This is a genomic window from Leifsonia sp. C5G2 (assembly GCF_013359685.1).
Taxonomy (GTDB): Bacteria; Actinomycetota; Actinomycetes; order Actinomycetales; family Microbacteriaceae; genus Leifsonia.
Genome location: NZ_JABFMV010000014.1, coordinates 17,088 through 41,860, shown reverse-complemented (window position 1 = coordinate 41,860; position 24,773 = coordinate 17,088). Strand labels below are relative to the sequence as shown.

General features: G+C 72.0%; 27 protein-coding genes. 7 read left to right on the top strand and 20 right to left on the bottom strand.

What is annotated here, in order from left to right; genetic code table 11:
* Positions 1-2: 2 nt before the first annotated feature.
* Entirely contained in the window at positions 3-1,004 is a 1,002-nt protein-coding gene (locus HNO83_RS16575) for an SIS domain-containing protein (RefSeq protein ID WP_175338634.1), read from the bottom strand.
* Positions 1,005-1,276: 272 nt separating this feature from the next.
* Between HNO83_RS16575 and HNO83_RS16570 the strand changes: the two genes are divergently transcribed.
* Complete coding sequence (locus tag HNO83_RS16570; protein WP_175338633.1) at positions 1,277-2,173, top strand: SDR family oxidoreductase; 897 nt, start codon at positions 1,277-1,279, stop codon at positions 2,171-2,173.
* A 100-nt stretch (positions 2,174-2,273) separates the two neighbouring features.
* Here HNO83_RS16570 and HNO83_RS16565 read toward each other — a convergent pair whose 3' ends face one another.
* From HNO83_RS16565 to HNO83_RS16515, 11 genes are all read right to left on the bottom strand, one after another.
* Positions 2,274-2,780, bottom strand: coding sequence for a DUF6328 family protein (locus HNO83_RS16565; protein ID WP_175338632.1), 507 nt, complete (start codon positions 2,778-2,780; stop codon positions 2,274-2,276).
* Positions 2,777-3,256 (bottom strand): CinA family protein, encoded by a 480-nt coding sequence (locus tag HNO83_RS16560; RefSeq protein WP_175338631.1) that lies wholly within the window; start codon positions 3,254-3,256, stop codon positions 2,777-2,779. The genes HNO83_RS16565 and HNO83_RS16560 overlap by 4 nt, the downstream gene beginning before the upstream one ends.
* A gap of 164 nt (positions 3,257-3,420) precedes the next feature.
* Positions 3,421-3,627, bottom strand: coding sequence for a CDGSH iron-sulfur domain-containing protein (locus HNO83_RS16555; protein WP_175338630.1), 207 nt, complete (start codon positions 3,625-3,627; stop codon positions 3,421-3,423).
* Positions 3,624-4,661 carry an iron-containing redox enzyme family protein gene (locus HNO83_RS16550; RefSeq protein ID WP_217499159.1) on the bottom strand — a complete coding sequence of 346 codons (1,038 nt, stop codon included), beginning with the start codon at positions 4,659-4,661 and terminating at the stop codon, positions 3,624-3,626. Before HNO83_RS16550 ends, HNO83_RS16555 begins: the two co-directional genes overlap by 4 nt.
* A gap of 109 nt (positions 4,662-4,770) precedes the next feature.
* Positions 4,771-5,724, bottom strand: a complete 954-nt coding sequence (locus HNO83_RS16545; RefSeq protein ID WP_175338629.1) for a glycosyltransferase family 2 protein — start codon at positions 5,722-5,724, stop codon at positions 4,771-4,773.
* Positions 5,721-6,062, bottom strand: coding sequence for a PRC-barrel domain-containing protein (locus HNO83_RS16540; RefSeq protein WP_175338628.1), 342 nt, complete (start codon positions 6,060-6,062; stop codon positions 5,721-5,723). Before HNO83_RS16540 ends, HNO83_RS16545 begins: the two co-directional genes overlap by 4 nt.
* Positions 6,049-6,453, bottom strand: a complete 405-nt coding sequence (locus HNO83_RS16535) for a hypothetical protein (protein ID WP_175338627.1) — start codon at positions 6,451-6,453, stop codon at positions 6,049-6,051. The genes HNO83_RS16540 and HNO83_RS16535 overlap by 14 nt, the downstream gene beginning before the upstream one ends.
* On the bottom strand, positions 6,450-7,682 hold the full coding sequence (locus HNO83_RS16530) for an NRAMP family divalent metal transporter (protein WP_175338626.1): 1,233 nt from the start codon (positions 7,680-7,682) through the stop codon (positions 6,450-6,452). Before HNO83_RS16530 ends, HNO83_RS16535 begins: the two co-directional genes overlap by 4 nt.
* Complete coding sequence (locus HNO83_RS16525; RefSeq protein ID WP_217499158.1) at positions 7,679-8,128, bottom strand: hypothetical protein; 450 nt, start codon at positions 8,126-8,128, stop codon at positions 7,679-7,681. Before HNO83_RS16525 ends, HNO83_RS16530 begins: the two co-directional genes overlap by 4 nt.
* Positions 8,129-8,188: 60 nt before the next feature.
* Entirely contained in the window at positions 8,189-8,494 is a 306-nt protein-coding gene (locus HNO83_RS16520) for a hypothetical protein (RefSeq protein ID WP_175338625.1), read from the bottom strand.
* A gap of 158 nt (positions 8,495-8,652) precedes the next feature.
* Complete coding sequence (locus HNO83_RS16515; protein ID WP_175338624.1) at positions 8,653-11,631, bottom strand: hybrid sensor histidine kinase/response regulator; 2,979 nt, start codon at positions 11,629-11,631, stop codon at positions 8,653-8,655.
* A 237-nt stretch (positions 11,632-11,868) separates the two neighbouring features.
* Between HNO83_RS16515 and HNO83_RS16510 the strand changes: the two genes are divergently transcribed.
* Complete coding sequence (locus HNO83_RS16510) at positions 11,869-12,516, top strand: response regulator (protein ID WP_175338623.1); 648 nt, start codon at positions 11,869-11,871, stop codon at positions 12,514-12,516.
* Positions 12,517-12,635: 119 nt separating this feature from the next.
* Here HNO83_RS16510 and HNO83_RS16505 read toward each other — a convergent pair whose 3' ends face one another.
* A complete protein-coding gene (locus HNO83_RS16505; RefSeq protein WP_175338592.1) occupies positions 12,636-12,860 on the bottom strand; it encodes a hypothetical protein in 225 nt (74 codons plus the stop codon).
* A gap of 231 nt (positions 12,861-13,091) precedes the next feature.
* On the opposite strand from HNO83_RS16505, the gene HNO83_RS16500 reads away from it, so the two are divergent.
* From HNO83_RS16500 to HNO83_RS16490, 3 genes are read left to right on the top strand one after another with little or no spacing between them, the layout of a single operon-like run.
* Positions 13,092-14,276, top strand: a complete 1,185-nt coding sequence (locus HNO83_RS16500) for an EfeM/EfeO family lipoprotein (RefSeq protein ID WP_175338622.1) — start codon at positions 13,092-13,094, stop codon at positions 14,274-14,276.
* Positions 14,273-15,496 (top strand): iron uptake transporter deferrochelatase/peroxidase subunit, encoded by a 1,224-nt coding sequence (efeB, locus tag HNO83_RS16495; RefSeq protein ID WP_175338621.1) that lies wholly within the window; start codon positions 14,273-14,275, stop codon positions 15,494-15,496. The genes HNO83_RS16500 and efeB overlap by 4 nt, the downstream gene beginning before the upstream one ends.
* A gap of 59 nt (positions 15,497-15,555) precedes the next feature.
* Positions 15,556-17,244 carry a phospholipase C gene (locus tag HNO83_RS16490; protein ID WP_175338620.1) on the top strand — a complete coding sequence of 563 codons (1,689 nt, stop codon included), beginning with the start codon at positions 15,556-15,558 and terminating at the stop codon, positions 17,242-17,244.
* A 63-nt stretch (positions 17,245-17,307) separates the two neighbouring features.
* Here HNO83_RS16490 and HNO83_RS16485 read toward each other — a convergent pair whose 3' ends face one another.
* The 5 genes from HNO83_RS16485 to HNO83_RS16465 form a co-directional block, all read right to left on the bottom strand.
* On the bottom strand, positions 17,308-17,781 hold the full coding sequence (locus HNO83_RS16485) for a hypothetical protein (protein ID WP_175338619.1): 474 nt from the start codon (positions 17,779-17,781) through the stop codon (positions 17,308-17,310).
* A gap of 112 nt (positions 17,782-17,893) precedes the next feature.
* Positions 17,894-18,745: an SDR family oxidoreductase gene (locus tag HNO83_RS16480; RefSeq protein WP_175338618.1), complete on the bottom strand. Its 852-nt coding sequence runs from the start codon at positions 18,743-18,745 to the stop codon at positions 17,894-17,896.
* Between the two features lie 153 nt (positions 18,746-18,898).
* Entirely contained in the window at positions 18,899-20,119 is a 1,221-nt protein-coding gene (locus HNO83_RS16475) for an alpha/beta hydrolase family protein (RefSeq protein ID WP_175338617.1), read from the bottom strand.
* Positions 20,120-20,194: 75 nt separating this feature from the next.
* Positions 20,195-20,599: an NUDIX hydrolase gene (locus tag HNO83_RS16470; RefSeq protein ID WP_175338616.1), complete on the bottom strand. Its 405-nt coding sequence runs from the start codon at positions 20,597-20,599 to the stop codon at positions 20,195-20,197.
* 16 nt (positions 20,600-20,615) lie between these two features.
* Positions 20,616-21,065, bottom strand: coding sequence for an SRPBCC family protein (locus tag HNO83_RS16465; RefSeq protein WP_175338615.1), 450 nt, complete (start codon positions 21,063-21,065; stop codon positions 20,616-20,618).
* A 91-nt stretch (positions 21,066-21,156) separates the two neighbouring features.
* Between HNO83_RS16465 and HNO83_RS16460 the strand changes: the two genes are divergently transcribed.
* A complete protein-coding gene (locus HNO83_RS16460) occupies positions 21,157-22,065 on the top strand; it encodes a 5'-3' exonuclease (RefSeq protein WP_175338692.1) in 909 nt (302 codons plus the stop codon).
* A gap of 4 nt (positions 22,066-22,069) precedes the next feature.
* Here HNO83_RS16460 and HNO83_RS16455 read toward each other — a convergent pair whose 3' ends face one another.
* Complete coding sequence (locus HNO83_RS16455) at positions 22,070-23,275, bottom strand: GDSL-type esterase/lipase family protein (RefSeq protein ID WP_175338614.1); 1,206 nt, start codon at positions 23,273-23,275, stop codon at positions 22,070-22,072.
* A 311-nt stretch (positions 23,276-23,586) separates the two neighbouring features.
* On the opposite strand from HNO83_RS16455, the gene HNO83_RS16450 reads away from it, so the two are divergent.
* Complete coding sequence (locus HNO83_RS16450; RefSeq protein ID WP_175338613.1) at positions 23,587-23,820, top strand: tautomerase family protein; 234 nt, start codon at positions 23,587-23,589, stop codon at positions 23,818-23,820.
* 19 nt (positions 23,821-23,839) lie between these two features.
* Here the strand turns inward: HNO83_RS16450 and HNO83_RS16445 are convergent, their stop codons facing one another.
* Complete coding sequence (locus tag HNO83_RS16445) at positions 23,840-24,769, bottom strand: aldo/keto reductase (RefSeq protein ID WP_175338612.1); 930 nt, start codon at positions 24,767-24,769, stop codon at positions 23,840-23,842.
* Between the last annotated feature and the right edge of the window lie 4 nt (positions 24,770-24,773).

Genomic DNA, 24,773 nt, shown 5'->3' with positions numbered 1-24,773 from the left:
CCTCAGTACGCCACGACGCGGTAGTACCGGCGCAGGTCGAGGGAGTGGTCGCGCACCTGGGCGAGGTGTTTGCTGAAGCGGTCGACGACCGCGTCGGCCACGATCGGCGCCAGGAGGCCGCGGAACTCGTCGCTCACACCCGGCAGCTCGTAGTCCTTGGTGTCGATGACGGTGACGTCGTCGCTGTACTCCTTGGCGAACGCGATGACGCGGTCGGTGAGCGGACGCGTCTCGTCCTCGCCGGCGAACACCAGGATGCTGGTGTCCTTCTCGATGAGCTCGAGCGAGCCGTGGAAGAACTCGGCGGCGTGGACGCGCGTGGTCGTGAGCCACTGCATCTCCTCGAGGATGCACATCGAGTACAGGTAGGTGAAGCCCCACAGCTGGCCGGATCCGGTCAGGAAGTGGTAGTCGGTGTCCGCGTGCTTCTCGGCGAACGCCTGACCGATCGGGTCGGCCTGCTTCGTGACGGCGATCAGCGCGTCCGGGATGGCCTCGAGATCCTTGACCAGGCGGTCGTAGCCGTCGAACTCGCCGCGCAGGGACAGGAGCTTGGCGCCGAAGGTGAGGAACTGCACGTCGAACGGCCACGCCTTGGGGGCGGAGAGCAGCACCTCGTCGACGGCGGTGGCGATCGGGCTGTCGGCCTGGCCGGTGAAGCCCACCGTGAGGGCGCCCTTCTCACGTGCGAACTCGACGCAGTCGAGGATGTCCTCGGTCGTGCCGGAGACGGAGGCGAAGATCGCCACCGAGTCGGGGCCGAACTGGGGGTCGGGGGCGAGGACGAACTCCTTGCCGATGACGGCGCGCACCGGGAAGGCGGAGCGCGTCTGGAAGAAGCGCTCGTACGGCAGCGCGGCGGCGTAGGTGCCGCCCGCGCCGATGAAGTAGATGTTCTTCCAGCGCCCGGCGCTGACGCGCTCGGCCAGCTCCTCGATCTGCGACCGCAGCGCGACGGTGCTGCGCACCTGCTCCAGGAATTCCTCTTCGTTGAAGCCCAGCATGTGTCTCCCTCCACCGATCCGTTTTTGGTACCGGTATCAATTCGTCTCAATGCTGGCACAGCGCAGCCCCTTCCGCAACATCCCCCTACCCTTCCCCTCCCTCTCCCGGGCCTCTCCCCGCTGAGGTTCTCGCAGTTGCGCACGCTCACGGCGTGTCGACCGCATCTGCGAGAACCTCAGCGGCCAAGGGGGAGGGTGAAGGGGGCTTACCCCGGGATGGGTGGGGATGCAGCCCCCTGGACGGGCGCGCGCGGAGTGGTTGCGTGTCGGGTATGCCAGAGAACCAGTACACCTTCGACACCCCTGTAGAGCGGTACCCGGTCATCTCGCCCGACGAGACGCAGGTGCCGGAGCCGGGCCTCGAGAGCGACCTCCAGCCCCGCGCTGACCTCGGTGAGGACAGCTATGTCGGCTCCGGCCGCCTGACCGGCCGGAAGGCCGTCGTCACCGGCGGCGACTCCGGGATCGGTGGAGCCACTGCGATCGCCTTCGCCCGCGAGGGCGCCGACGTCGCCATCGTCTACCTGCCGGAAGAGGAGGAGGACGCCCAGCGCATCGCCGGCCTGATCCGCGACGCCGGACGCACCGCCGTGACCATCCCCGGCGACCTCAAGGAACGCGCGTTCAGCGACGAGGTCGTGAAGCGGGCGCTCGACGAGCTCGGCGGCATCGACATCCTCGTGAACAACGCCGGTAAGCAGATCGCGACCGTGAGCCTCATCGACATCCCGGACGAGCAGTTCGACCACACGATGAAGACGAACATCTACGGGATGTTCTGGCTGACCCGGGCGGCGCTCCCGCACCTCCCGGCGGGCGCGGCCATCATCAACACGACCTCGATCCAGGCGTACCAGCCGAGCGAGACCCTGGTCGAGTACGCCACGACGAAGGCGGCCATCAACGCCTTCACGAAGGCGCTCGCCCAGCAGCTCGCGCCCAAGGGCATCCGCGTGAACGCGGTCGCGCCCGGGCCGATCTGGACGCCGCTGCAGGTGAGCAAGGGACAGCCGCCGGAGGCGATCCCCGAGTTCGGCCAGCAGACCCCGCTCGGACGCCCCGGCCAGCCGGCCGAGCTGGCGCCGGCGTACGTGTTCCTGGCGTCGCCGGAGTCGAGCTACGTGCTCGGCGAGACGCTGGCCGTCACCGGAGGCATGCCGACGCCGTAGCGTCGGGCCGCTTCCGTCGGATCGAATCCGTTCGAATCTCCTGCCGGGCTGCCGCCCGTCGGAGATTCGGACGGGATTCGGCCGGATCCCCGACGCGGGCCTATTGGCGTGCGTGCCGCCGCCGTGCCCGCTCCCGCACGACCAGCGGCAGCACCGCCCAGATCACCAGGAGCAGCAGGAAGACGCAGCCCGCGGCGATCATCCCGGCGGGCGGTGCGAGCAGGAAGTCGACGATGAAGAGCACGATGCCGGTGAACAGCAGGGAGGCGGCCGCCAGGCAGACGATGAGGAGCTTGCTCCCGAGTCCCACGAGCTCGGCCTTCGCCCGCTGCCGGAACAGGAGCCGGTGGAGGCTGACCGGCGCGAGCGCCAGCAGGGTGATCACGACCGCGAGGAAGACGAGCACGAGGTAGACGCCGACGTCGAAGGGTGGCAGCTTGGTGAAGCGCTGCTGGAACGGCAGCGTCAGCAGGAACGCGGCGAGGATCTGCGTCCCGGTCTGGAAGACGCGGAACTCCTGGAGCAGCTCGTTCCAGTTGCGGTCCGCACGCTGCTCGGCCGTCTCGTTGCGGCCGTCGCCCGGGGCCGCGTCGACCCCTTCCGTCACCGCCTCGCCTCCTCCAGGTCGCGGGCGAGGGCCGCGAGGGCGGCATCCACCGTCGCGTGCACGACCTCCCCCGGGTCGCCGTCGAAGTGGTGCTCGTCCACGGTCAGCGCACCCGGTCGGCCGTGCGCGAGGAAGACCGTGCCCTCGGGCCTGCCCTCCTGATCGCCCGGGCCGCCCGCGCCGGTGACCGCGGCGACCACGTCCGCGCTGAGCAGCCTCCCGGCGCCCGCCGCCATCTGCTCGGCGCACCGCGCGGTGATGACCGGGCCGGGCGTGACCCCGAGCACGTCGAACTTGACGTGCTCGGAGTAGGCGACGACCCCGCCGGCGAACCAGTCGCCCGCCTGCGGGGACGCGCCGAGGGCCGAGGCGATGGCGCCGCTGGTGAGCGACTCCGCCACGGCGACGGTCATGCCGGCGGAAGCCGCGAGGTCGGCGATGCGCTCGCCGAGTTCCGTGATGCTCTCCGTCGTCATTCGGTCTCCTCAGCCGGCGTCGCTGTCGCCCTCGTCGCCTTCTGCCTGCGACGGCTTGTCGACGATCTGCTGCTCCGCCTCCGTGTTCTCATCATGGCGGTCGTTCTCGGTGTTCTGGGGGTCGGACATACCGGCTCCCTCCTTTCTTCGGTGGTTGACTCCGGTCAGGTGTCGGTGCGGAAGTGCACGGCCTTGTGGCTGCCGTCGCAGAACGGCTTGATGGTCGAGACGCCGCAGCGGCAGAGCGCAACGGTGCGGCGGTGCTGCTCGATCGGGGTCCCGTCGGGAGTGGTCAGGTCGATGTGGCCTCGCACCAGCAGTGGGCCGTCAGGGCAGGCGACGATGACCGGCTCCTCCTCGTGGCCGCTCATGCCGCCACCGCCACCGGCTCGCGCAGCGAGCTGCGGCCCGCCTCGAAGGCCTCCAACATGCGCTGCCCGGCCAGGCCGTCGACGTACAGGCAGGCGGCCGCGCCGAAGACGATGTCGGGCAGGAACTCGGGATGCTGCTCCGCGAGCCCGCCGGCGAGGTCGCGGCCGGCGATCTGCTCGTGGACGGCGTCCGCCTCCACGTGCTCGTCGTAATACCAGGTCACCGAGTCGTCGTGCCCGAGCCTCCGGAAGCCGTTGCCGTAGAACCGGTTCGGGATGGACGAGGTCATCTCGAAGGCGGCGAGGTGCCCGGTGATCGCGCCGCGCAGGCTGCGGTTGAGGCCGAACATCGACATCATCGTGAACGACGCCAGAGTGCTGGCCGGGACGCGGTCGATGTAGGCGCCGTAGGTGTCGTCGAGACCGAGGTTGCGCATGGTCTGCCCGAAGATCTCGGCGTGGATGCGCTCGGGCCGGCCGCCGCCGTACTCGTCGGCCTGCACCTCGACCAGGGCTGCCTTCGCCCGGCCGGTCAGCCGCGGGATGGCCCAGGAGTGCGGGTCCGCCTCCTTGCGCGTGTAGATGGAGCGGTGGATGACGAACTCGACCGCCTGCTCCTCCGTCGCCTTCTTGGCGAGGAAGCGGGAGAGGCTGGGTCCGGCGTCCTCGGCAGTGAGCTCGAACAGGTGCGCGGCGACCGCGTCCGCGTTTGGCCGGGGCAGGTCGCCGACGGGCACGCGCTCGCGGAGCTGGCGCTCGTACTCCCGCTCGATGGACCGGCGGGCGCGCAGCAGCTCGGGATGCCACTCCCACTCGTCGTCGGCCTCGACGGTGTCGCCGTAGTGGAGTCCGTACAGGACGAACAGGGTCAGCTGCAGGTCCTCGTCGGCGAGGAGGTCGGGCGCGGCGGCGAGCGCCTCGGCCGTTCGGTCGGTGAAACGGACGACGTCGTCCGACGGGATGGCGGGGTCGGTCTGCAGCGCGTCGAGGAGCGCCTCGCTCACCGGCCCCCGCGGGGTGATGCGTGGTGTCATACCCCGACAGAACCGGCGGCTCCCGCGCTGGTCAAGCGGTTGCCAGCCGCGGCGATTCGTGCCGAATCGCCGCGATTCGTCACGAAGAGCGCTTATTCGGCACGAATGGTCACCCCGCGAGGCGGCGGCGGAGGGTGCGGAGCGGGGTGGCGGCGCGGCGGAGGCGGCCGTCGGAGTAGCGGACGCCGCCCCGGGCCCGGGCGCCGAGGGCGAGCCACACGCAGACCGCGCGCTCGGCAAGCCAGAAAGGAGCCCAGAGCGCGGCTGTGGCGGGGAACAGCCGCCGGCCTCCCGCGCGCCTGCGGCCCGCCTCGGCGAGCGCCACGACGCCCGCCGCCGCGAGCAGCAGCCGCGCCGGACGCCGCAGCGCGACGATCGCGAGCGGCAGCACGGCGAGCTCCGCGACGAGCCGCATGGGCTGCGCGAGGTCGTCGTACGCCTGCCGCACCCGCTGCCGCAGGAAGTGCCGCACCGCGGGCGGACGCCGGGCGACGCCCATGCGCTCCGCCGCGACCACCCGGCCGCCCGCCGCCCGCACCGTGCGGATGAGCTCCAGGTTCTCGAAGAGCACGTCGCCGTCGTAGCCGCCCGCGGCGATCACGATGCGGCGCCGCACGGCGAGCGTCCCGGGATAGTCGTGCCCGAGCGCGCGGTTCAGGAGGCTGCGGCCGGTGTCCCAGCGCGCGTGCCACGGCGCCGGGACGAACAGGTTCTGCGGGCGCACGAGGTCGGCCGAGTCGAGCATCCCGACGACCGCCCGCAGCGCGCCCTCGTCGTAGCGCACGTCGTCGTCGGCCAGCACGACGCGGTCGTGCCGCGCCGTGCGCAGGCCGGTCATGACGCCCGCCACCTTCCCATTCCGCCCGGGCCACGGCTCGACCGGCAGGTGCCGGACGCCGGCCGGGAAGGCGCTCGCGTGCGCCGCGAACCGCTCCGGGCCGGAGCCGTCGACCACCGTCACGTCGACCAGCTCGCGCAGGCCGGTCAGGTAGGCGACGAGCTCGTCCAGCCCGGAGTCCTCGGCCCAGCGCAGCGGCAGGACGTACTCGGCGTCGACCGTCACCGCTGCTCCTGCAAACGCGGGGAGTAGAGCGTTGCGCCGGGCCGCAGCCGCACGACGTCTCCGGTGAGCGAGGCGAGATCGGCCCAGAGCACGAGCACGGAGCCGCGCTCCCGCCAGCGCAGGAAGCGCGCGATCAGCGCGGGCGCATCCACGTCCGTCCGCTCGTACCCGGCGAAGGAGCTGTGCGAGTGCGGGCTGACCACCAGGCCGAACAGGCGCGCCGCGGAGAGCATCCCGTCGGGGGGCCCGTCCAGCGCCAGGCGCGCGTCCACGACTACCCCGAGGCTCTCGCCGTCGGAGGTCAGCACGGGGCTGCCGAGCAGGTCACTCAGGATCATGGCGGCCTCCCGGGATGCGGGCGATGACGTGGTCGCGCACCCATCGCTCCGTCCAGCTGGCGTCGAGCGTGTCGGCGGCGACGCCCACCTTCACCACGGTCTCGACGTCGGCGACGACCTTCCACGGGATGCGCAGGAACCGCGAGTCCGGCAGCCGGCCGCCGAAGATCCTGGTCATCAGGATGGGACCGGTCAGCAGCGCCTGCACCACCGGCGGGTTCTCCGGGTCGAGGTGCACGAGGTCGCCGGGCGTTGTCAGCTCGAGGTCGTCGACCGTGCTGACGGGGACGCCACCGGGGTCGAGGATCTGCCGGTCGAGGAGCTCGAGCCCCGCGTCGAGGACGCGCCCTGCGACGGCGGGCGGCATGGGCAGGCGTGCCCGGTCGTTCATGCTCCGGCTCCCGTCACGATCATGAGGGGGATGGCGGCGATCGAGGCCACCAGGATGATGGCGAGGAACAGCAGCCCGAAGGCGTTGGTGACCCTGCCGTTGACCCGGTCCCCCATGTACTTCGGGTCGTTCGCCACGATCAGGATGGGCAGGTACGTCAGCGGCAGGGCGATGGCCGAGAAGACCACCGAGATCTCCGTCACCTGCACAGGGTCGACCCCGGTGAAGAGGATCCCGAGCGCCACGACGAGCGACAGGATCATCGCGGCGTGGAACCGGGATGCGCTCGCCGGGCGCCGGAACTTGCCCCACGGCCAGCCGAAGAACTGCGCGAGGGTGTAGCCGCTCGAGAGGGTCACCTCCAGCGAGGCGCCGAAGGTCGCGGCGACGAAGCCGAGGATCGCGATGATCAAGCCGATCTTGCCGAACGCCTGGGCGATCGGCAGCGCGGTCTCGAACAGCGAGGTCACCGCAATGCCCTTCGGCAGCAGCACGATGGCGGCGCACGCCGCGATCGAGAGCGACAGCACCGCGCCGAGCGGGAACCCCACCAGGACGTTGACGCGCGACTCGGCGAGATCCTTCGCCTTCCATTTCTCCTCGATCGCGCCGGAGGAGAAGAAGAACACCTCGTACGGGGTCATCGCTGCACCGAACAGGGCGACGGCGTAGTACCAGTAGGTCGCGGGCGACTCGTCGGTGTGCGGGGAGGGCTGCTGCAGCAGTTGCGAGCCCAGTGCCGACCAGTCGGGATGCAGGAAGAACACCGCGACGGCGAACACGACCAGGGCGAGCCCGAGGAGGCCGGTGACGTTCTCCATGATCGAGAACTTCACCCGCCAGACGACGATCCACACGGCGAAGGCGGCGACCGGGAACCAGAGCGCCGGTTCGATGCTCGAGGCCAGCTGCATCGCCAGTGCGATGCCGCCGATCTCCGCGGTGAGGGTCAGCAGGTTGATGAGGAACGACGCCGACAGGTTCGCGACCGCCAGCCGTGCGCCGAGCCGCTCGCGGATGATCTCGAACGTCGCGCGCCCGCTCACCGCGGCCACCCGGCCGGACATCTGCGCGAAGAGGCAGATGCCGACGGTCCCGAGCACGAGCACCCAGGCCAGCGTCAGCCCGAATCGCGAACCCACCACGCTGCTGGTGACGAGGTCTCCAATGTCGACGAAGCCGCCGATGGCGGTGAGCACGCCGAGGGCGACGGCGAACAGGCCCTTCATCCGCGCTCCAGACGCTTGGAGGCGGCGTCCAGCTGCTGGGCCAGGCGGTCGAGCGCACGGCGCTCCCGGTCGAGGGCGTCCCCGGAGTCGTGTCCGGCGGCGGAGGCGCGCTGGGCGGACGCGACCTGGTCCTGGGCGGAGCGGATGTCGGCGAGGATGCGGTCGCGGCTCGCGCCGATGCCCCCGATCGCGGTCATCGTGGCGACGGCCTTCGCCTCGGTCGCCAGGCGATCGGCGGCGTCGGTGAGGCCGGTATCCATGACGGTCGGCAGCGCCCGGTCGGCCTCGTCGAGACCGAGCACCAGCCCCGCCGCCCGAGCGGAGGAGGCCGCCGTGCCCGCCGATTGCGAGAGCGCACTCCGTGCCGAGTCGTCGGCGGAGCATCCCGCGAGGACGCCGACGAGGAGCGCGCCCACCGCCGCCGCCGTGAGTCTTCGGTAGATCACGCCCTGGACTGTACGCCCGCTGTGAGAATGGTGACACTGGCGAGCGCGCAACGATCGGAGCTACATGTCCGGCGCCGTCCGCACGGCGGTGTCCCGACGGAAGCCGGCGGTCGCCTCTTCGTAGGTGGTGTGCCGGCGCGCCGGGTGCGAGTCCGCCGGCGGCGGCACCTCCGTCTTGGCGAGCGCATGCAGGACCAGCTGCTCGATCAGCGCGGCGGCGGTCGTCTCCCGCGCGCGGGCGATGCGTACCAGGGCCGCGTACTCGCGCTCCCCGAGACGGATCGTGAGGGGCATCCCAGCCGGGGCACGGCCCGGACCATGAACGGAGGCCGGCTCCGTCAGCTCGACAGTGTGAGATTCCTTCATGTCCGAATCCTCACACAAGAGAGCGCTCTCGTCATGACCCAATTTGTTCGCGGAACGCACACGGGCACGCGCGGCCCATTGCAGTCGCATAGCCGCTCCTTGGATGATCGGACGGTCGCGCGTCAGACGCCGCCCCGTCCCCCCGGTCCACGGCAGCGTCAGCGCGGCACCTCATCGGCGGGGTCCTGGTCTTCGGGTGGCCAGGACCCCGCCGCCATGAGCCCGAGGCCCTCCTCCAGCCGCTGGACGATGTCCGCGACCGGTACCGTCCCCGCGCCGAGCGTCAGAGCCATCGCCCCGGAGGCCGCCGCACCGACGATCCGGTGGGCGCGCGGGTCGGCCGCCCGGTCGCCCAGCGCGCGCTGGGCGCGCTCCGCCGCGGCGGACAGCATCTCGGCCAGCCGTGCGGTCTCCGCGGGTGCCGGAGGATGGGCCGACAGGGAAGCCGCCGCCTCCCGCAGGGCCGGGGCGATCACCTCCTCGAGCAGCGGTTCCGGGTCCGCGGTCGCGTCCGCCGCGGAGACGGACCCGTCCGTCCCGCGACCGGCGAACGCGGCCTCCAGGGTCGCCAGCAGCGCCGCCGGCGTGAACGGCTTCGCCAGGAACAGGGCGCCGTCGCGCGCGACCGCCTCGCGCGTCCCCGGGCCCGGCAGCATCCCGCTCATCAGCACGACGGCGGTCTCCGGATGCTCCGCCGCCAGCACGCGCGCGATCGCATCCCCGGACACCCCCGGCATCATCACGTCCGTGAGCACGGCGTCGAAGCGGCGCCCGCTCGCGATCAGGTCGAGCGCATCCCTGCCCTGGGCGACCTCGGTGACGAAGCCGTTCCTGTCGAGGGTCTGCCGCACCAGCTCGCCGATCGCGGGCTCGTCGTCCACCACGAGCACGCGCCGGCCGGCCCCGGGCCGCGGCACGATGCCGGACGGACCCGTCGTCGGGCCCGGCGCCGGCGCTGCAGGCGGCGCGACCTCCTCGATCGCCGGCAGCACGAACGAGACGGCCGTCCCCCCGCCGGGCGCGGTGTCGACCCTCAGCTCCCCGCCGTGCGCCTTCACGATCGCGGCGGAGGTCGCGAGCCCGAGCCCCGTACCGGTCTCCTTGGTGGTGAAGAACGGCTCCAGGATGCGGCCGGCCGTCGCAGCGTCCATCCCGGCCCCGGTGTCGCGCACCTCGACGCGCACCGTCCCCTCGCCGGCGGCGGCCGCGATCAGCAGCCTCCCTCCGTCCGGCATCGCGTCGCGTGCGTTGGTCGCCAGGTTCACCAGCACCTGGAAGAGCTCCGTCTCGTCGCCCGACACCGCGGGGAGGCAGGTCGGCGTGTCCACGACCAACTCGATCGACCGCGGGAGCGTCTCGCCGCAGAACCGGCCCACCTCGCGCAGCAGGCCGGCGAGGTCGACGGCGGAGTGCCGCACCTCCGCTCCGCGCGCGAACGACAGCACCTGACGGATCATGCCCGCCCCGCGCTCCGCCGCCGACTCGACAGCGTCCAGCGTCGCGCGCCTGCGCGGGTCCGGTTCGTCGTCGCGCAGGTGCTGCACCGCCATCAGGATGGGCGTGAGCACGTTGTTGAGGTCGTGCGCGATGCCCCCGGCGAGCGTGCCGAGGCTCTCCATCCGCTGCGCCCGGATGCGCTGCTCCTCCTGCCTGCGGTGCTCGGTGATGTCGGAGTTGACGGCGAAGACGCTCACCTGGCCGTCCTCGCCGCGGGTCAGCTGCCAGCGGCAGTCGGCGATCAGGACGGACCCGTCCGCCCGCCGCTGCCGCAGCTCGCCGACCCAGAACCCGTCCCGCAGCAGGGCCTCCATCGCCCGGTCGAACTGCTCCGGCTCGTCGTAGAGCAGGTCTCGGACGGACCGGCCGACCGCCTCGGCGGCGGCGAAGCCGTAGGTCGCCTCCGCTCCGCGGTTCCAGTAGCGGATGACCCCGTCGAGATCGCGCACCAGGATGGCGTCGCGCGCGGCGTCGAGAAGGGCGGCCTGCGCCTCCACCCGCCGGGTGTACTGGTCGAGCTTCGTGCGGGCCTCCTGGTCCTCGGTCACGTCGCGCACCATGATCGCGATGCCCTCCTCCGTCGGGTGCACGTCGACCTCGAACCAGCGGCCCCATTCCGGCGAGAAGGCGCGGGCGCTTCCGTTGCGGCCGCGCTCCATGGCGTCGCGGTAGAGGCGTTCGAACGGGCTGCCGAGCGCGGTGGGGAAGTGCTCCCAGATCGTCTTCTCGCGCAGCCTCGACTCGTCGAGGCCCGCCAGCCGGAGAGCCCAGGAGTTCGCGAAGGTGAAGCGCCAGCTGCGGTCGACGAAGCCGATCGCGTCGTGCACCTGGTCGAGCGAGCTCCGTAGCAGGCGCGCCATCGCGCGCTGCTCCTCCCGGTGCTGCACCAGCGCGGTCACGTCGTGGAACGCGCCGTGCAGGCGCACCACGTCGCCGTTCTCGTCCCGCTCGGTCTCGCCGACCAGGTGCGCGTGGATGCGGCGCCCCGCGGCGTCGACCATGGTCGCCCGCACGTCGAGGGGGACGCCGTCGAGCACGCTGCGCTGGAACGCCTCCCGCACGGCCTTCCTGTCGTCCGGCTCGAACAGGGCGAGCGACTCGGCGTCGCTCGGCACGCGGCCCGGCTCCATCCCGAGCAGCCGGTACAGGTCCTCGCTCCACTCGATCCGCCCGGTCGGGATGTCGACGACCCAGCCTGCGAAGCCGGCCATCCTGGCGGCCATGCGCACCAGCGCCTCGTTGCCCGCGGCCGCGGTGGCGGCGCGCTCCACGTCCCCGATGTCGCGCGCGATCGCCAGCACCGCAGCCACCTCGCCGTCCTCGCCGCGCAACGGGATGATCGTCACGTCGAGCAGCCGCACGACGTCATCCGGTGTGACGATCCTGGTCACGTAGCGGCGGTTGCGACCGGCGAGCGCCTCGCGGAACTGCGCCATGGTGTAGTCGACCGAGTCGGGATGCAGCAGGCGGCTGAACTCCATCCCCGTGAGCTGCTCGGCCGAGTAGCCGATGAGCGCGACCATCGCCCGGTTGGATTCGAGGAAGCGACCGGAGGGATCGACGACGCACACGCCGTCGGGGTGACCGTGGAACAGCGCGTCGAGCCCGTTCAGGCGCAGCGCCTCGGACGGCGTCGTCATGGCCGGTCGGGCAGGCGGGTCGGCTGGGGCATGAGGGGGATTGTAGGCGCACCGGGAGGTTTACACTGTGCCGCATGGTCAGGGTCGACCCCGTCGGGATGTTCGCGCAGCGAACGCGCGCCGTGCCGTCGCGGCCGGTCCGGCGAGAGGCGGCCACGGATACTGGAATGACGAGCGGCTCCCCGACCGGAGCCCGCGACGCCCCTGCGATCGCGTCATGAATAGGGCAGGAGCACGATGACCGACACTTCCGCGCGAACGCGGACCCTTCGCACCGTGGTCGCCGACGACGACGTGTTCACCGCGTCCATGGTGGCGTCCGCCCTGCGCTCCACCGGCATCGAGGCGGCCCAGGCCACCAGCGCCGAGGACGCGTGGGACACGATCGCCGAGGTCGAGCCCAACGCAGTCGTGACGGACCTGGACTTCGGCGGGGGCGGCTCCGGCGCCGAGCTGCTCTGGCGCGTCCACCGGGAGCTGCCGTGGGTCGGACTGGTCGTGCTCACCTCGCATCTCTCGCCCGAGCTCGCGGTCGGCGACGACGCGCTCCCGCCCAACGTCGTCTACCTGGTGAAGTCGCAGGTGAAGGATGTGGACGTCCTCGTCGCGGCGGTCGACGCCGCCATCGTGGGCGGCGAGCACCACACCGACGAGCCGGAGGGCGACGTGCGCACGGTGACACGGGCGCAGGCCGAGGTGCTCCGGCTGGTCGCCTCCGGCGCCTCCACCCGCAGGATCGCGGCGGAGCGCGGCACGAGCGTCCGTGCGGTCGAGACGATGCTGGCGCGCCTGTACACCGCCCTCGGCGTGGACGCGGACGAGCAGGCGAACCCTCGCGTCACGGCCGCCAGGATGTGGCTGCAGGGCCGGGTGCGGATCCGCTAGAGCCCGCCGCCGCGTGGTCCTCCCCCTGCCGATTCGGTCGGAGATTCGGCCACGATTCGTTCGAATCTCCGACGTTGGGCCGCCCAGACGGAGATACGAACGTTCGAGCGCTGATGTAGCTAAAGCCCGCCCCCACGCAGGGCCCGCAGCATCCGCCGCAGCACGCTCTCGGGCACGGTCACGGCGTCGTCCTCCGCGGGTTCCGTGTCGTTCTCCGCGAAGCCGGAGTAGCCGCACTCCTGGCAGACGAGCAGGTCGCGGTGCACCGCGAGCCCGGCACCGTAGTAGGGGTTGCTGACCAGACGCGCCGCACCTCGGCACTGCGGACAGCTCGCCTCACGCATGCGCACCTTCCCCCAGCCGTTCTGAACATCATGCGCCCTTCTCGCTGGGAGTCGCGACGGCCTTGTTCGCGGCACGAACGGCACGCCGAGGCCTTGTCCCCCGCACGGGGGCGGGAGGGTGACGGTCCGGTGAACTCCGAATGAAGGCCGGATCCTGGCGCTCCGGCCGCTCCTAGGATCGCTGACGCCGGGACGACCGGCCCACCCCATCCCCCTGGAGGCCTTCCGCCGATGTCCGCCCGCGCCCGGCTGACCGCGATCCTCGCGGTGGTCGGCGCGCTCGTCGTGGTCGCGACGGCGCTCGCGATCGCCCTGCGGCCGGCCGCGACCGGCTCGGCGGCGCCGACCGCGTTCCAGGTGACGGCCGGGATGGACGACTGCGGCCGCGGGTGGGGTGGCGACGGGCACGCCGGGAAGGTCCCGGGCGGCGAGCAGACGCTGACCGTCACCAACACGACCGTCGCCGGGATCGAGGTCTACCTGCAGGCCGTCGACAGCAAGCGCGTCTACCTCGACCTGGAGAACCTCGGCGCCGGCGCGCACGCCACGGTCCGGGTCGCCCTGGCGGCGGGACGCTACCGCGTCGTGTGCCTGCCGGCCGACATGGACCCGGTGCACGGTCCGGCCGTGACGGTCGGCAAGGCTCCGCCGGGATCGCAGCTGACCCCGGGCGTCGTGCCGGTCACGCGCAACGACCTGATACCGGTGACGAAGGCCTACAGCGACTGGGTCGGCTCCCGGATCCCGGTGCTGCGCGCCCAGGTCGCGGCCGTCGCAGCCGACGCAGAGGAGGGCGACTTACCGGCCGCGAGACGCGACTGGCTGACCGCCCACTCCACGTACCAGACGCTCGGCGGCGCCTACGACGCCTTCGGCGAGGTCGGCGAGCAGCTCGACGGCCTGCCGCGCGGTGACCCGACCGGCTTCCACCTGGTGGAGGCGCAGCTCTGGCAGGGAGCGCCCGCGAGCGCCGTCGCCGCCTCCGCCCAGACGCTCGTCGCACTCGTCGACCGGCTGCAGACGCAGTTCGCGGGGGCGCAGCTCGACCCCGGCGAGGTCGCCCTGCGCGCGCACGAGATCGTGGAGGACGCCATCCAGCGCACCCTCACCGGAGCGGACGACGCCGGGTCGCACACCTCGCTCGCCACGGCGGATGCGGAGCTGAGCGGCGCGGAGGCCGCCCTCGCGCCGCTCCACGACATCCTGGCCTCGCGGTACGACCGGCTGGCAGAGACGCGGCAGGCCCTCGCCGACGCGCACCGGGTCGTGGAGGCGCAGCGCGGCGCGGACGGCACCTGGACACCGCTCGACGCCGTCGGCCGCCCCGGCCGGGAGCGGATCGACGCGGCGCTCGACCGCGCCGCAGAGCTGCTGGCGCCGGTCGCCGCGATCTGCGACCCGAGGAGGGAGTCATGACCACCATCGACCGCCGGGGGTTCCTGTCCGCGTCGGCCGCGACCGCGGCGAGCGCCGGTCTCGCGGGCGTCGCCGCATCCGCCACCACCGGCCGCTCCACCGCCGCCGTGCCGGCATCCGCCGCGTCGCCCTTCCACGGCGCGCACCAGCAGGGCATCCTCACGCCGCAGCAGCCCGCCGCGTCCTTCCTCGGACTGGACGTCACCGCGGCATCCCGTGCCGAGCTCGCCGACCTGCTGAAGACGGTGACCGAGCGCGCCCGCTTCCTCACCACGGGCGGCACCCCGCCCGACCCGGGCCTCACCGCGCCGCCGCGCGACTCCGGCGTGCTCGGGCCCGACGTCGTCCCGGACGACCTCACGGTGACCCTCTCGGTCGGCGCCTCCCTCTTCGACGACCGGTTCGGGCTCACGCCGCGCAAGCCCGCGCGGCTGCGCACGATGGACGAGTTCCCGGACGACTCCCTCCGCCGCGAGGTCTGCGACGGCGACCTTCTGCTGCAGGTGTGCGCGGCCCACCGCGACACGGTCACCCACGCCGTGCGCGAGATCGCGCGGGCGACGCGCGGCGCGATGCAGGTGCGCTGGCGGCAGGACGGCTTCGTCTCGCCGCCGCGGCCGAGCGGCACCCCGCGCAACCTGATGGGGTTCAAGGACGGCACGGGCAACCCCGACACCGCCGACGCCTCCCTGATGTCGCGCCTGGTGTGGGTGAAGGGCGGAGGACAGGAGCCGGCCTGGGTGGCCGGCGGCAGCTACCACGTCGTGCGCGTCATCCGGATGCTGGTGGAGTTCTGGGACCGGGTGAACCTGCACGAGCAGGAGAGCATGATCGGCCGCCGCCGCGACACCGGCGCGCCACTCACCGCCTCGGCCGAGCACGACGACCCGCACTACGAGAACGATCCGACCGGAGACGTGATCCAGCTGGACGCGCACATGCGGCTCGCGAACCCGCGCACCCGCGACACCGACGACCAGCGGATGCTTCGCCGGGGCTACAACTACGACGGCGGCCTCGACGCGAACGGCAACCTCGACATGGGCCTGGTGTTCGTGGCGTTCAACCAGGACCTCGACCGCCAGTTCGCCACGGTGCAGAAGCGGCTGGCCGGCGAACCCCTGACCGACTACCTCCAGCCGTTCGGCGGCGGGTACTACTTCGCGCTCCCCGGAGCTCGCGACTCCTCCGACTGGCTCGGGCGCACGATGCTCGCCTGACCAGCCCGAGGCCGCCCGTCATGACCGTGCCGGGCTCGATGAAAAAGGAAGAAGGAATCGTGTTCAGACCCTCCCGTCTGCGCCGCTCCCCGATCGCCCTCGCGGGGGTCGCGCTCGCCGGCGCGGCCGCCCTCGCCGGCGCCGGGATCCTCGCCGGCGCGCCCGCGTCGGCCACCGCCGGCGGCTCGCACGCCGACCACTCCGACCAGACCGCCACCCCGATCAAGCACCTCGTCGTCATCTTCGGCGAGAACGTCTCGTTCGACCACTACTTCGGCACCTACCCGAACGCGGCGAACACCGACGGCACGCCGTTCACCGCGGCCAAGGGCACACCGCGGGCCGACACGCTGACGACCTCCGGCACCCTCACCAAGAACCCCAACCTGTACGCGCCGAAGCGGCTCACCCCCGCGCAGGCCGTGACGTGCGACCAGAACCACAGCTACGCCGCAGAGCAGGCCGCGGTCGACGCCGGCAAGATGGACCTCTTCGTCCAGAAGACCGAGAGCGACACCTGCACCGGCGCCTACGCGGCTCCGGGCCTCGTCATGGACTACTACGACGGCAACACGGTCACCGGGCTCTGGAACTACGCCCAGAACTACGCCATGAGCGACAACAGCTGGGACACCACCTTCGGCCCGTCGACGCCCGGCGCCCTCAACCTGATCTCCGGGCAGACGCACGGCGGCACCGCCTACGACCCGAAGACAGGAGCGGTGCTGACCACCTCCACGGCCGTCCAGTCGGCGGACGCGAAGGGCGTCGGCACGGTGATCGGCGACCCCGACCCGGCCTACGACGACTGCTCCGACAACGACCACACGGCCTCCTCGCCCGTGGTCGGGATGTCGGGCCGCAACGTCGGCGACCTGCTCAACGCCCGCGGCGTCACCTGGGGCTGGTTCCAGGGCGGCTTCACGCCGACCACGGCGTGGAACGGCCAGGCCGGCTCGTACGCCAAGTGCGACGCCACCACCGCCAACATCGCGGGCGCCACGCCGAAGGACTACTCGCCGCACCACTCGCCGTTCCAGTACTACAAGTCGACGTCGAACCCGCACCACCTGCCCCCGACGTCGGTGAAGGCGATCGGCCACACGGACCAGGCCAACCACCAGTACGACCTGACCTCCTTCGACGCGGCGCTGAAGGGGAACGACCTCCCCGCAGTGTCGTTCCTGAAGGCACCGGAGGCTCAGGACGGCCACGCCGGCTACTCCGACCCGATCGACGAGCAGAAGTTCGTCGTCAACGAGATCAACGCCATCCAGAAGTCGGACAGCTGGTCGAGCACCGCCGTGGTCGTGGCCTACGACGACTCGGACGGCTGGTACGACCACGTCGCGCCGAAGGTCACCAACGGCTCGAACGACGCGGCCGTCGACTCCACCGTGTGCACCAGCGTGAAGCGCGTAGCGGGCGGCTATGCCGACCGCTGCGGCCCGAGCCAGCGCCTCCCGCTGCTCGTGGTCTCGCCGTGGGCCGCGCAGAACCGCGTGGACCACACCCCGACCGACCAGGCCAGCATCCTCCGCTTCATCGAGGGCAACTGGCGCACCGGCCGGATCGGCGACGCCTCGTTCGACACGCGCTCCGGCTCGCTCGGCGGGCTGTTCGACTGGTGGCACCCGCAGCAGCGCCAGGTGCTGCTCGACCCGGCGAGCGGCGCCGTGACGTCGGTCGTCCCGACGCGCCCCCACTGGCCGGCGCCGCCGCGCGGCGGCTGGGACGCCCAGCCCTGAACGGCTGAGCACGAAACGCGAGGGGCGGTCCGCCATGCGGGCCGCCCCTCAGCGCGCCGCGGGTCACTCCCCGCGATCGATGGCAGAGCAGTGCTCGGCGAGACCCGCCTCGATCTGGGATTCGGCCCTACCGAGCGCATCGCTCAGAGACGCGACGTCGGTGTCGGATGGTGTCTCCGCACGGTTCGCATACGCCGCCAGCAGCGGTTCCGCCACCTTTCCCAGAGTCTCCCTCGCTCCAACGCTGTCCAGGTGCCCGTCGCGCGACAGCGAGTGGAGCAGCGCGCCGGTGCGCTTGGGGCCGCCGGCCCAGCTGACGACCGATGAGTAGGTCTCCGCCGAGAGCATCGACTGCATGGCGTGGATGTTCGTCAGGGACGACTTCAAGTGCTGGCACACGACGGGCGCGGGGAGCGCCGTGGGCGATGGTTGCGGAGTGGCTCCTGCGCTGCTCCCGACCAGGCCACAGGCGATGACCGCGACCGCGACCGGCCAGCCGATGCGCCGGACACGGAACGGAGCGGTTGCTGCGGGCATCGGAGTTCTTCCCCTCTGGTATCGAAGCCGCGATAGGACATCGCATACCTAGGAAGACGTCGACGAGCTGGGTTCATGACGCGAGGGCAGGTGCCCCTGACGGCGCCGCGGGTCAGAGCAAAGCGTCGGTGAGGAGTTCGTCGAGCGAGAGGGGCCGGCGGCCGGTCACGCGCTGCACGTCGTCCGTCACGCCCGACAGCTCGCCCGCGGCGATCGCGGTGTAGGTCGAGACCCAGGCGTCGTTCTGCCAGTCGGGCGCGTGCCACTTGGCACGCGAGGCGTACGCCTCGGGGATCGTCTCGTCGTGGAAGGAGACCGGCCTGCCGGAATGGCGCGAGAGCTTCTCCGCGACCTCGGCCAGCGTGAGCTCCTCCGGACCGGTGAGGTCGTAGGTCACGTCGACGTGTCCCTCCGGATGCTGCAGCACGGCAGCGGCGACGCGGGCCACGTCCGCGCGGGCGACCATCGCGGCGCGCCCGCTGCCGGCCGGGCCGCGGATGACGCCGTCGTCGCCCACGAGGTGCTCGGCGAAGTCGAGGTAGAGGTTGTCGCGCAGGAAGGTGTGCCGCATCCCCGAGGCCAGGATGCGCTGCTCGGTCGCGTAGTGGTCGCGTGCGAGCGTGAAGGTCGCATCCGGCGCCGCCCCGAAGAAGGACGTGTAGACGATGTGGCCGACCCCCGCGTCAGCGGCCGCGTCGACGAACGCGAGGTGCTCCCCCAGCCGCTCGGCGTTCTCCGCGGCGGAGACCATGAACAGGGTCTCGACGCCGTCCAGCGCGGTCAGCACCGCCTCCCGGTCGCTGTACGTGGCCGCCGCGACGGAGGTGCCGGGGTAGCGCGGGGCGCGCTCCGGCGACCGCGCCAGCATCCGGAATGGGACGCCCGCGTCGGCGAGCAGGTCGGCCGTCAGCCGGCCGACCGCGCCGGTGACCCCGGTGACGGCGAGCGTGGGCGTATCGATCATGCGGACTCCCAGCAGAGACAGAACGGATGCCCGGACGGGTCCGCGTGGACCTCGCCCTCGATGTCGGCGGTGTCGAAGACGACCATCTCGCGTCGGATCCGCATGGCAGCATCCAACCGCAGGCCGCCGACATCGGCAACGGCCCTCCGCGGGTCAGCGGCCGAGGCGCTCGTCCAGCCAGTCGAACATCCGCTGCTCGGTCAGCGCGCGGGCGAGCGGCTGGACGTGGAAGTCGGCGCCCTCGGCCTCGGTGAAGCGGACGAGCGTGGAGACGGACGGCGTGAGTGCGGCGAGCCGCTCCGACTGGCCCGGCCAGAACTGCTCGTGCTCCGGGTCGGTGATCAGCAGTGGCGTCGTTATCCGTCCGGCCACCTGCTCGACCGAGTACTGCAGCACGGCCCTGAGGGTCTCGGCGTAGCCGGTCGTGCCGTACGGCCTCGCCCGGAACCGCCAGGTGTTCGCGAGCTCGTGCGAGAACTTCATGCCCAGCTCCATGTCGCGGTCGAACTTCGCGTCGTCGCCCTCGTCGAGCAGCTTCCGCATGTTGCCGGGCAGGTGGTCCGTCCAGGAGGTGGAGACGTCGACGACGCCCGGGTCGGCGACCGCGGCGGCGAAGCGGTGCTCGAAGGCGAGAGCCCGTGGCACCCAGTAGCCCGCCTGGCTGATGCCGTAGAGCGCGACGCGGTCCGCGTCCACCCTCGGCTGCGCGAGCGCGAAGTCGAGCACCGGCGTGAGCACGGCCTCCCAGTCGGGCCGGAAGGGGACGCCGCGCTCGAACAGCATCGACTGCTGCCCGGGCCCGTCGAAGACCAGGGCGTCGTAACCGCGCCGGAGGGCGCCGGAGACGGCGGAGGACCACAGGCTGGTGAGCGCGCCGTCGCTGCCGTTCACGACGACGAGCAGCGGCCGGGACGCGGCCTCCGCTGCGACTCCCGGCGAACGGAAGAGGTAACCGGGCAACATGGTGTCCTGGTACGGGATGGCGACGCTGGCGATGTCGAGGTCGACCGCGTCCACCCAGGCGTCCCACGCAGCCCGGTGCTTGCGGAAGGTCGGCAGCAGCTCGTCCTCGCTCGCCAGCGAGGCCACGGCGTTCACCGCGGTCGCGTAGTAGGAGGCCGCCCGCAGGTACGCGCTCGCCGCGCTGACAGAGTGCCCGGCCCTCGCCGAGGCGTCCGCCTGCGCCGCGATGCGATCGCCGAGGCCCAGCCAGGCGCGGAACCAGCCGTCGTAGTCGTTGTCGCCGACGCCCTGGACGGCGGCGAGCACCTCGCCGATGTCGGCCGCGCCGCTGAACGCCTGGCCTATCGTCGTGCGGATCTCGAAGTCGAAGTCGTCGTTTCCCGAGAAGCGGAACTCATGGGTGTGCGCCATGACACCACACTGGTCCCGCTGGGCCACGCGCGCCAGCCCTCATGCGGGAGGCGCGGCGCCCGGCGGCCTGGTCGGTCAGTCGATCAGGCCGAGGTCGACCAGCCTGCGGAGCACCTCCGTGCCAGCGGGCGGGCAGCGGTCCGCGTCGGCGCTCGTCGTCCAGTGCACCGCGCCGACCTCCGCCGACGGCACCGGGTCGTCTGCGGTCCGCGCCCGGAACACGCGCATGTGCACCTGACGCCCCTCCGGCTCGCCGTGCGCCTGCGTCCGCACCTCGAAGAGCTCCTCCAGGCCGTCCGGGTCGAGCTGCAGCGAGACCTCCTCGAACGCCTCGCGCGCGGCTGCCTGCGCGGCGGTCTCGCCCGCATCCACCTTGCCGCCCGGCATGTAGTAGACGTCGCGGTCGCGCGCGGTGACCATGAGCACCGTGCGGTCGCGCACCACGGCGACGGCGGAGACGACGATGGGGGCGGCTGTCACCCGTCCACGCTAGCGGTCACGGCGCCTCGACGACCTGGGTCAGCTTGCGCAGGCCCTTCTCGAAGTCGCCGCCGATCAGCTTGTCCAGGTTGACGAACCGCGTGTACAGCTTCTGAGGGGTCTCCATCCTCCAGGTGACACGGGTCGAGTCCCCCTCCGGCTCGAGCACGAACCGCAGCTCGTTCGACGAGCGGAAAGGCCTGGTGAAGTCGAGGTGGATGCCGACGCCGTCCGGGTCGACCGCGGTGATCCGCATCTCGCCCGCGCCGGCCTTGCGGTTTCCCGACCAGGTGTAGGCGGAGCCGACCTCGCCCGGTTCGCCGCTGTACTCACGGCGCAGGTCGGGGTCGAGGTCCTCCCACGGCGACCACTGCGTCCACTCGGGCAGGCGCGAGATGAGGGGCACCAGCTGCTCCGGGGTGGCCCGGATGCGGGCGGTGCGCTCGACGACGACGGTTCCGGCCATGCAGCAGACCCTAGCGCCCTGCGGTCCCCGGCAGGAAGCATTCCGGCCTCCCCCCTGACGTGGCAGGATCGGGTGCGTGACCGGCAGAACGATGCTGCTCGACAGCGCCTCCCTCTACTTCCGCGCGTTCTACGGCGTGCCCGACACGGTGAAGGCGCCGGACGGGACCCCGGTGAACGCGGTCCGCGGGTTCCTCGACATCATCGCCAAGCTGGTCACCGACTATCGGCCCGAGCGGCTCGTCGCCTGCTGGGACGACGACTGGCGCCCGGCCTGGCGGGTCGAGCTCATCCCGAGCTACAAGGCGCACCGCGTCGCGACGCTCGTGCCGGGCGGGGTGGACGTGGAGGAGACTCCGGAGGCGCTGGTCGCCCAGGTGCCGATCATCCGCGAGGTGCTCGACGCGGTTGGAATCGCCGTCGTCGGAGCCGCCGAGCACGAGGCCGACGACGTGATCGGGACCCTCGCCACCGTCACCCCGCACGCGGTCGACGTCGTCACCGGAGACCGGGATCTGTTCCAGCTGGCGGACGACGAGCGCGACGTTCGTATCGTGTATACCGCCCGCGGCATGAGCAACCTCGAGGTGGTGACGAGCGAGTCCCTGGAGCGCAAGTACGGCGTCCGAGCCGACCAGTACGCCGATTTCGCGGCGATGCGGGGCGACACGTCCGACGGGCTGCCTGGCGTGGCGGGCATCGGCGAGAAGACGGCAGCGGCGCTGCTGGCCGAATACGGCGACCTCGCGGGGATCGTCGCCGCGGCGGAGGATTCCGGGAGCGGCATGAAGCCGGCGGCGCGCGCTCGGTTCGCGGCGGCGACCGACTACCTGGCAGTCGCTCCGCGCGTCGTCGAGGTGGTCCGCGACCTCCCGCTTCCCGAGGTCGACGCGGCCCTCCCCGTGCCGACCGGCGAGCAGCGCGCCGCGCTCGAAGCCCTGTCCGAGCGCTGGGGTCTCGGCGGCTCGCTCGGCCGCCTGCTCACCGCGCTGGGGAGCTGACGCGTCAGTCGTCCGCGGCGGGTGCGAACCGCCACAGCTCCCGCTGGGCGAGCAGCGCGAGCTCGCGCAGCACGTCGAGGTCGGCCTCGCCGTCGGCGCGCTCGCGTGGAGTGCGGCCGAAGACGCAGATGGCGCCGATCCGGGTGCCGTCCGGCGCCTCCACCGGGTAGCCCGCGTAGTAGCGGAGGCCGGCCGGGCCGGCGACCAGCGCGCTGCCGGCGAAGCGCGGATCCTCGATGGCGTTCGGCACGACCATCCCGTCGGGCGTCCGGATGGTGTGGATGCACGCCGACTGCTCGATCGGGATCTCATCGAGCACCGCACCCGCCGAGGCGAGCGGCCACGCCTTCACATCGTCGAGCACGGTGAACATCGCGATCTCGGTCCCGAGGGTGCGCTTCGCCGTGCCGACGATGCCGTCGAGTCGCGCGTCGCCGCCCCGGCTGCCGAGCTTGAGGCGGGCGATCGCCTGGGCACGGTCGGACCCTTCGCTCGCGGCCGGGTTCGGCGCGACCCGCTCCTGCAGGGCGGGGATGAGCGCATCCACGATCTCCCGCGCCCAGTGCAGGTAGTCGCTCGGCGTGCGGTGGCGGCCGGCTGCACCGGGCGGCGGACCGGACAGCGGGACGAACACCGCGCCCGCCTCGCCGCAGACCTCCCGTGCGATGCCGTTCAGCCGCTCCGCATGATCCTGAGCGGCCTGCCCAGGCCTCGAGTCGAACGAGGGGATGGAGCGGATCGGCTGCGCGCCGAGCCACACCACGGTGCGTGTTCCCGCCGAGACCGTCTGCGCGAGCAACGCGTGCAGCCGGGTCCGCCAGCCCTTCGGCTCCGCCATGCGCACCGCATCGGCGACCGCGCCGCTGAGCACGACCGCGTCGTAGCGTCCCGGCTCGGCCGCGTGGACCAGGCGCCGCAGCCGCCGGACACCGGCCGAGGGATGCGGCACGACATCCACCACGGCTCCGCGCCCCGTCGATGCGGCGAGCGCCCGCGCCATCGCGCCGGGAAGGGCAAGGTCGTAGCTGCCGACGCCCCAGCCCATGACGGGACCGGAGCCCACCAGCAGCACGCGGAGCGGTCTCCGCCCGGCGACGTAGGCCTGCCGCCCGTCGAGGGGCCGCACCAGCCGGGAGCGGACCGTGGCGACGTGGACGAGCCAGAGCCGCATCGCCGAACGGCTGAGCAGCGACACCCGTTCGTCGTCCACGCCTCCGACCGTAACCCAGCCGGTCCGCCGCATCCAGTCGCCCGCCGCGCCGGTGTTCGCTCTACTCGTCAGCTCTTGCGTCTTCTTCGCTGCACCTCAGGGACGACGAGCTCTGGGACGGCCCGCAACATGAACTTGTCGAAGTCGGGGACGGTGAAGGCCGCATACCCGTGGTCGGGCGTGATCGGTTGCTTTAGGCAGCTTTATGTGAACGAAGTAAAGACTCCTAAAGGCACTAAGACGGCGTGCCCGCCCCGTCGAGCTCCCGGGCCCGCTGCAGCAGCGACTCGCCCACCAGGTCGAGCGGACGGGTGCTCACCAACGCCGGCGGTCTCGATCGGGAGAAGCAGCTCGCGGTCGTCGAGCGGCTCACCGCGCTGGTCGCCGAGGCCGCAGGGGACGCGTCGCTCGGCGACCGCACCTGGGTGCTGCTGACGGAGGCCGCACCGGGCGGCTGGGGACTGTGGGGGCACGCGCACACCAACGAGGAGCTGGTCCAGGCCGCTCGAGCCGAGATCGGCCGGCTCCAGCAGAACGCCGGCTGAGCGCGCGCCCCCGCGGCCCTTACGGAAGCGTGTGGCCCGCCGTCGTGAAGAGGCGGTACCACTCCTGCCGGGTCAGCGGGATGTCCGAGCCGGCCGCCGAGTCGCGCACCCGCTGGGCGTTCGTGGTGCCCAGCACCACCTGCATCCCGGCGGGGTGGCGGGTGATCCACGCGACGGCGATGGCCGTCGGGGTGACGTCGTACTTCTCGGCCAGCTCGTCGATCGCGTCATTGAGCTCTGCGAAGTTCTCGCGGTCGCCGAGGAAGACGCCGTCGAAGAAGCCCTTCTGGAACGGCGACCAGGCCTGGAGCACGATGTCGTGCAGGCGCGCGTAGTCGAGGATGCCGTTGTCGCGGTCGATCGACTGGTCGAGGCCGGCCATGTTGGCGGCGACTCCCTGGGCGATGACCGGCGCGTGCGTGATGCTCAGCTGCACCTGGTTGGCGATGAGCGGCTGCGACAGCGACCGCTGCAGCAGCTCGATCTGACCGGGGGTCTGGTTGGAGACGCCGAAGGCGCGCACCTTGCCCGCGCTCTGCAGCTCGTCGAAGGCGAGGGCGACCTCGTCGGGCTCGACCAGGGTGTCCGGGCGGTGCAGCAGCAGGATGTCGAGGTAGTCGGTCCGGAGGGCCTGCAACGACTCGTCGACCGAGTGCAGGATGTGCTCGCGGGAGAAGTCGAAGTAGCCCTCGCGGATGCCCACCTTCGACTGGATGACGACCTGGTCCCGCTCGGCCGCGGGCACGGCGCCCGCGTCGCCGAAGCGGCGCTCGCAGCCGTGACGCTCGGCGCCGTAGATGTCGGCGTGGTCGAACATGGTGATCCCGGAGTCGCGTGCGGTGCGGACCAGGGTACGGATCTCCTCGTCGCCGAGGTCGGAGATGCGCATGAGGCCGAGGACGATGTTCGACGCCTCGATGTCGGTGCGGGGGAAGGTGAAGGTCTTCATGCCT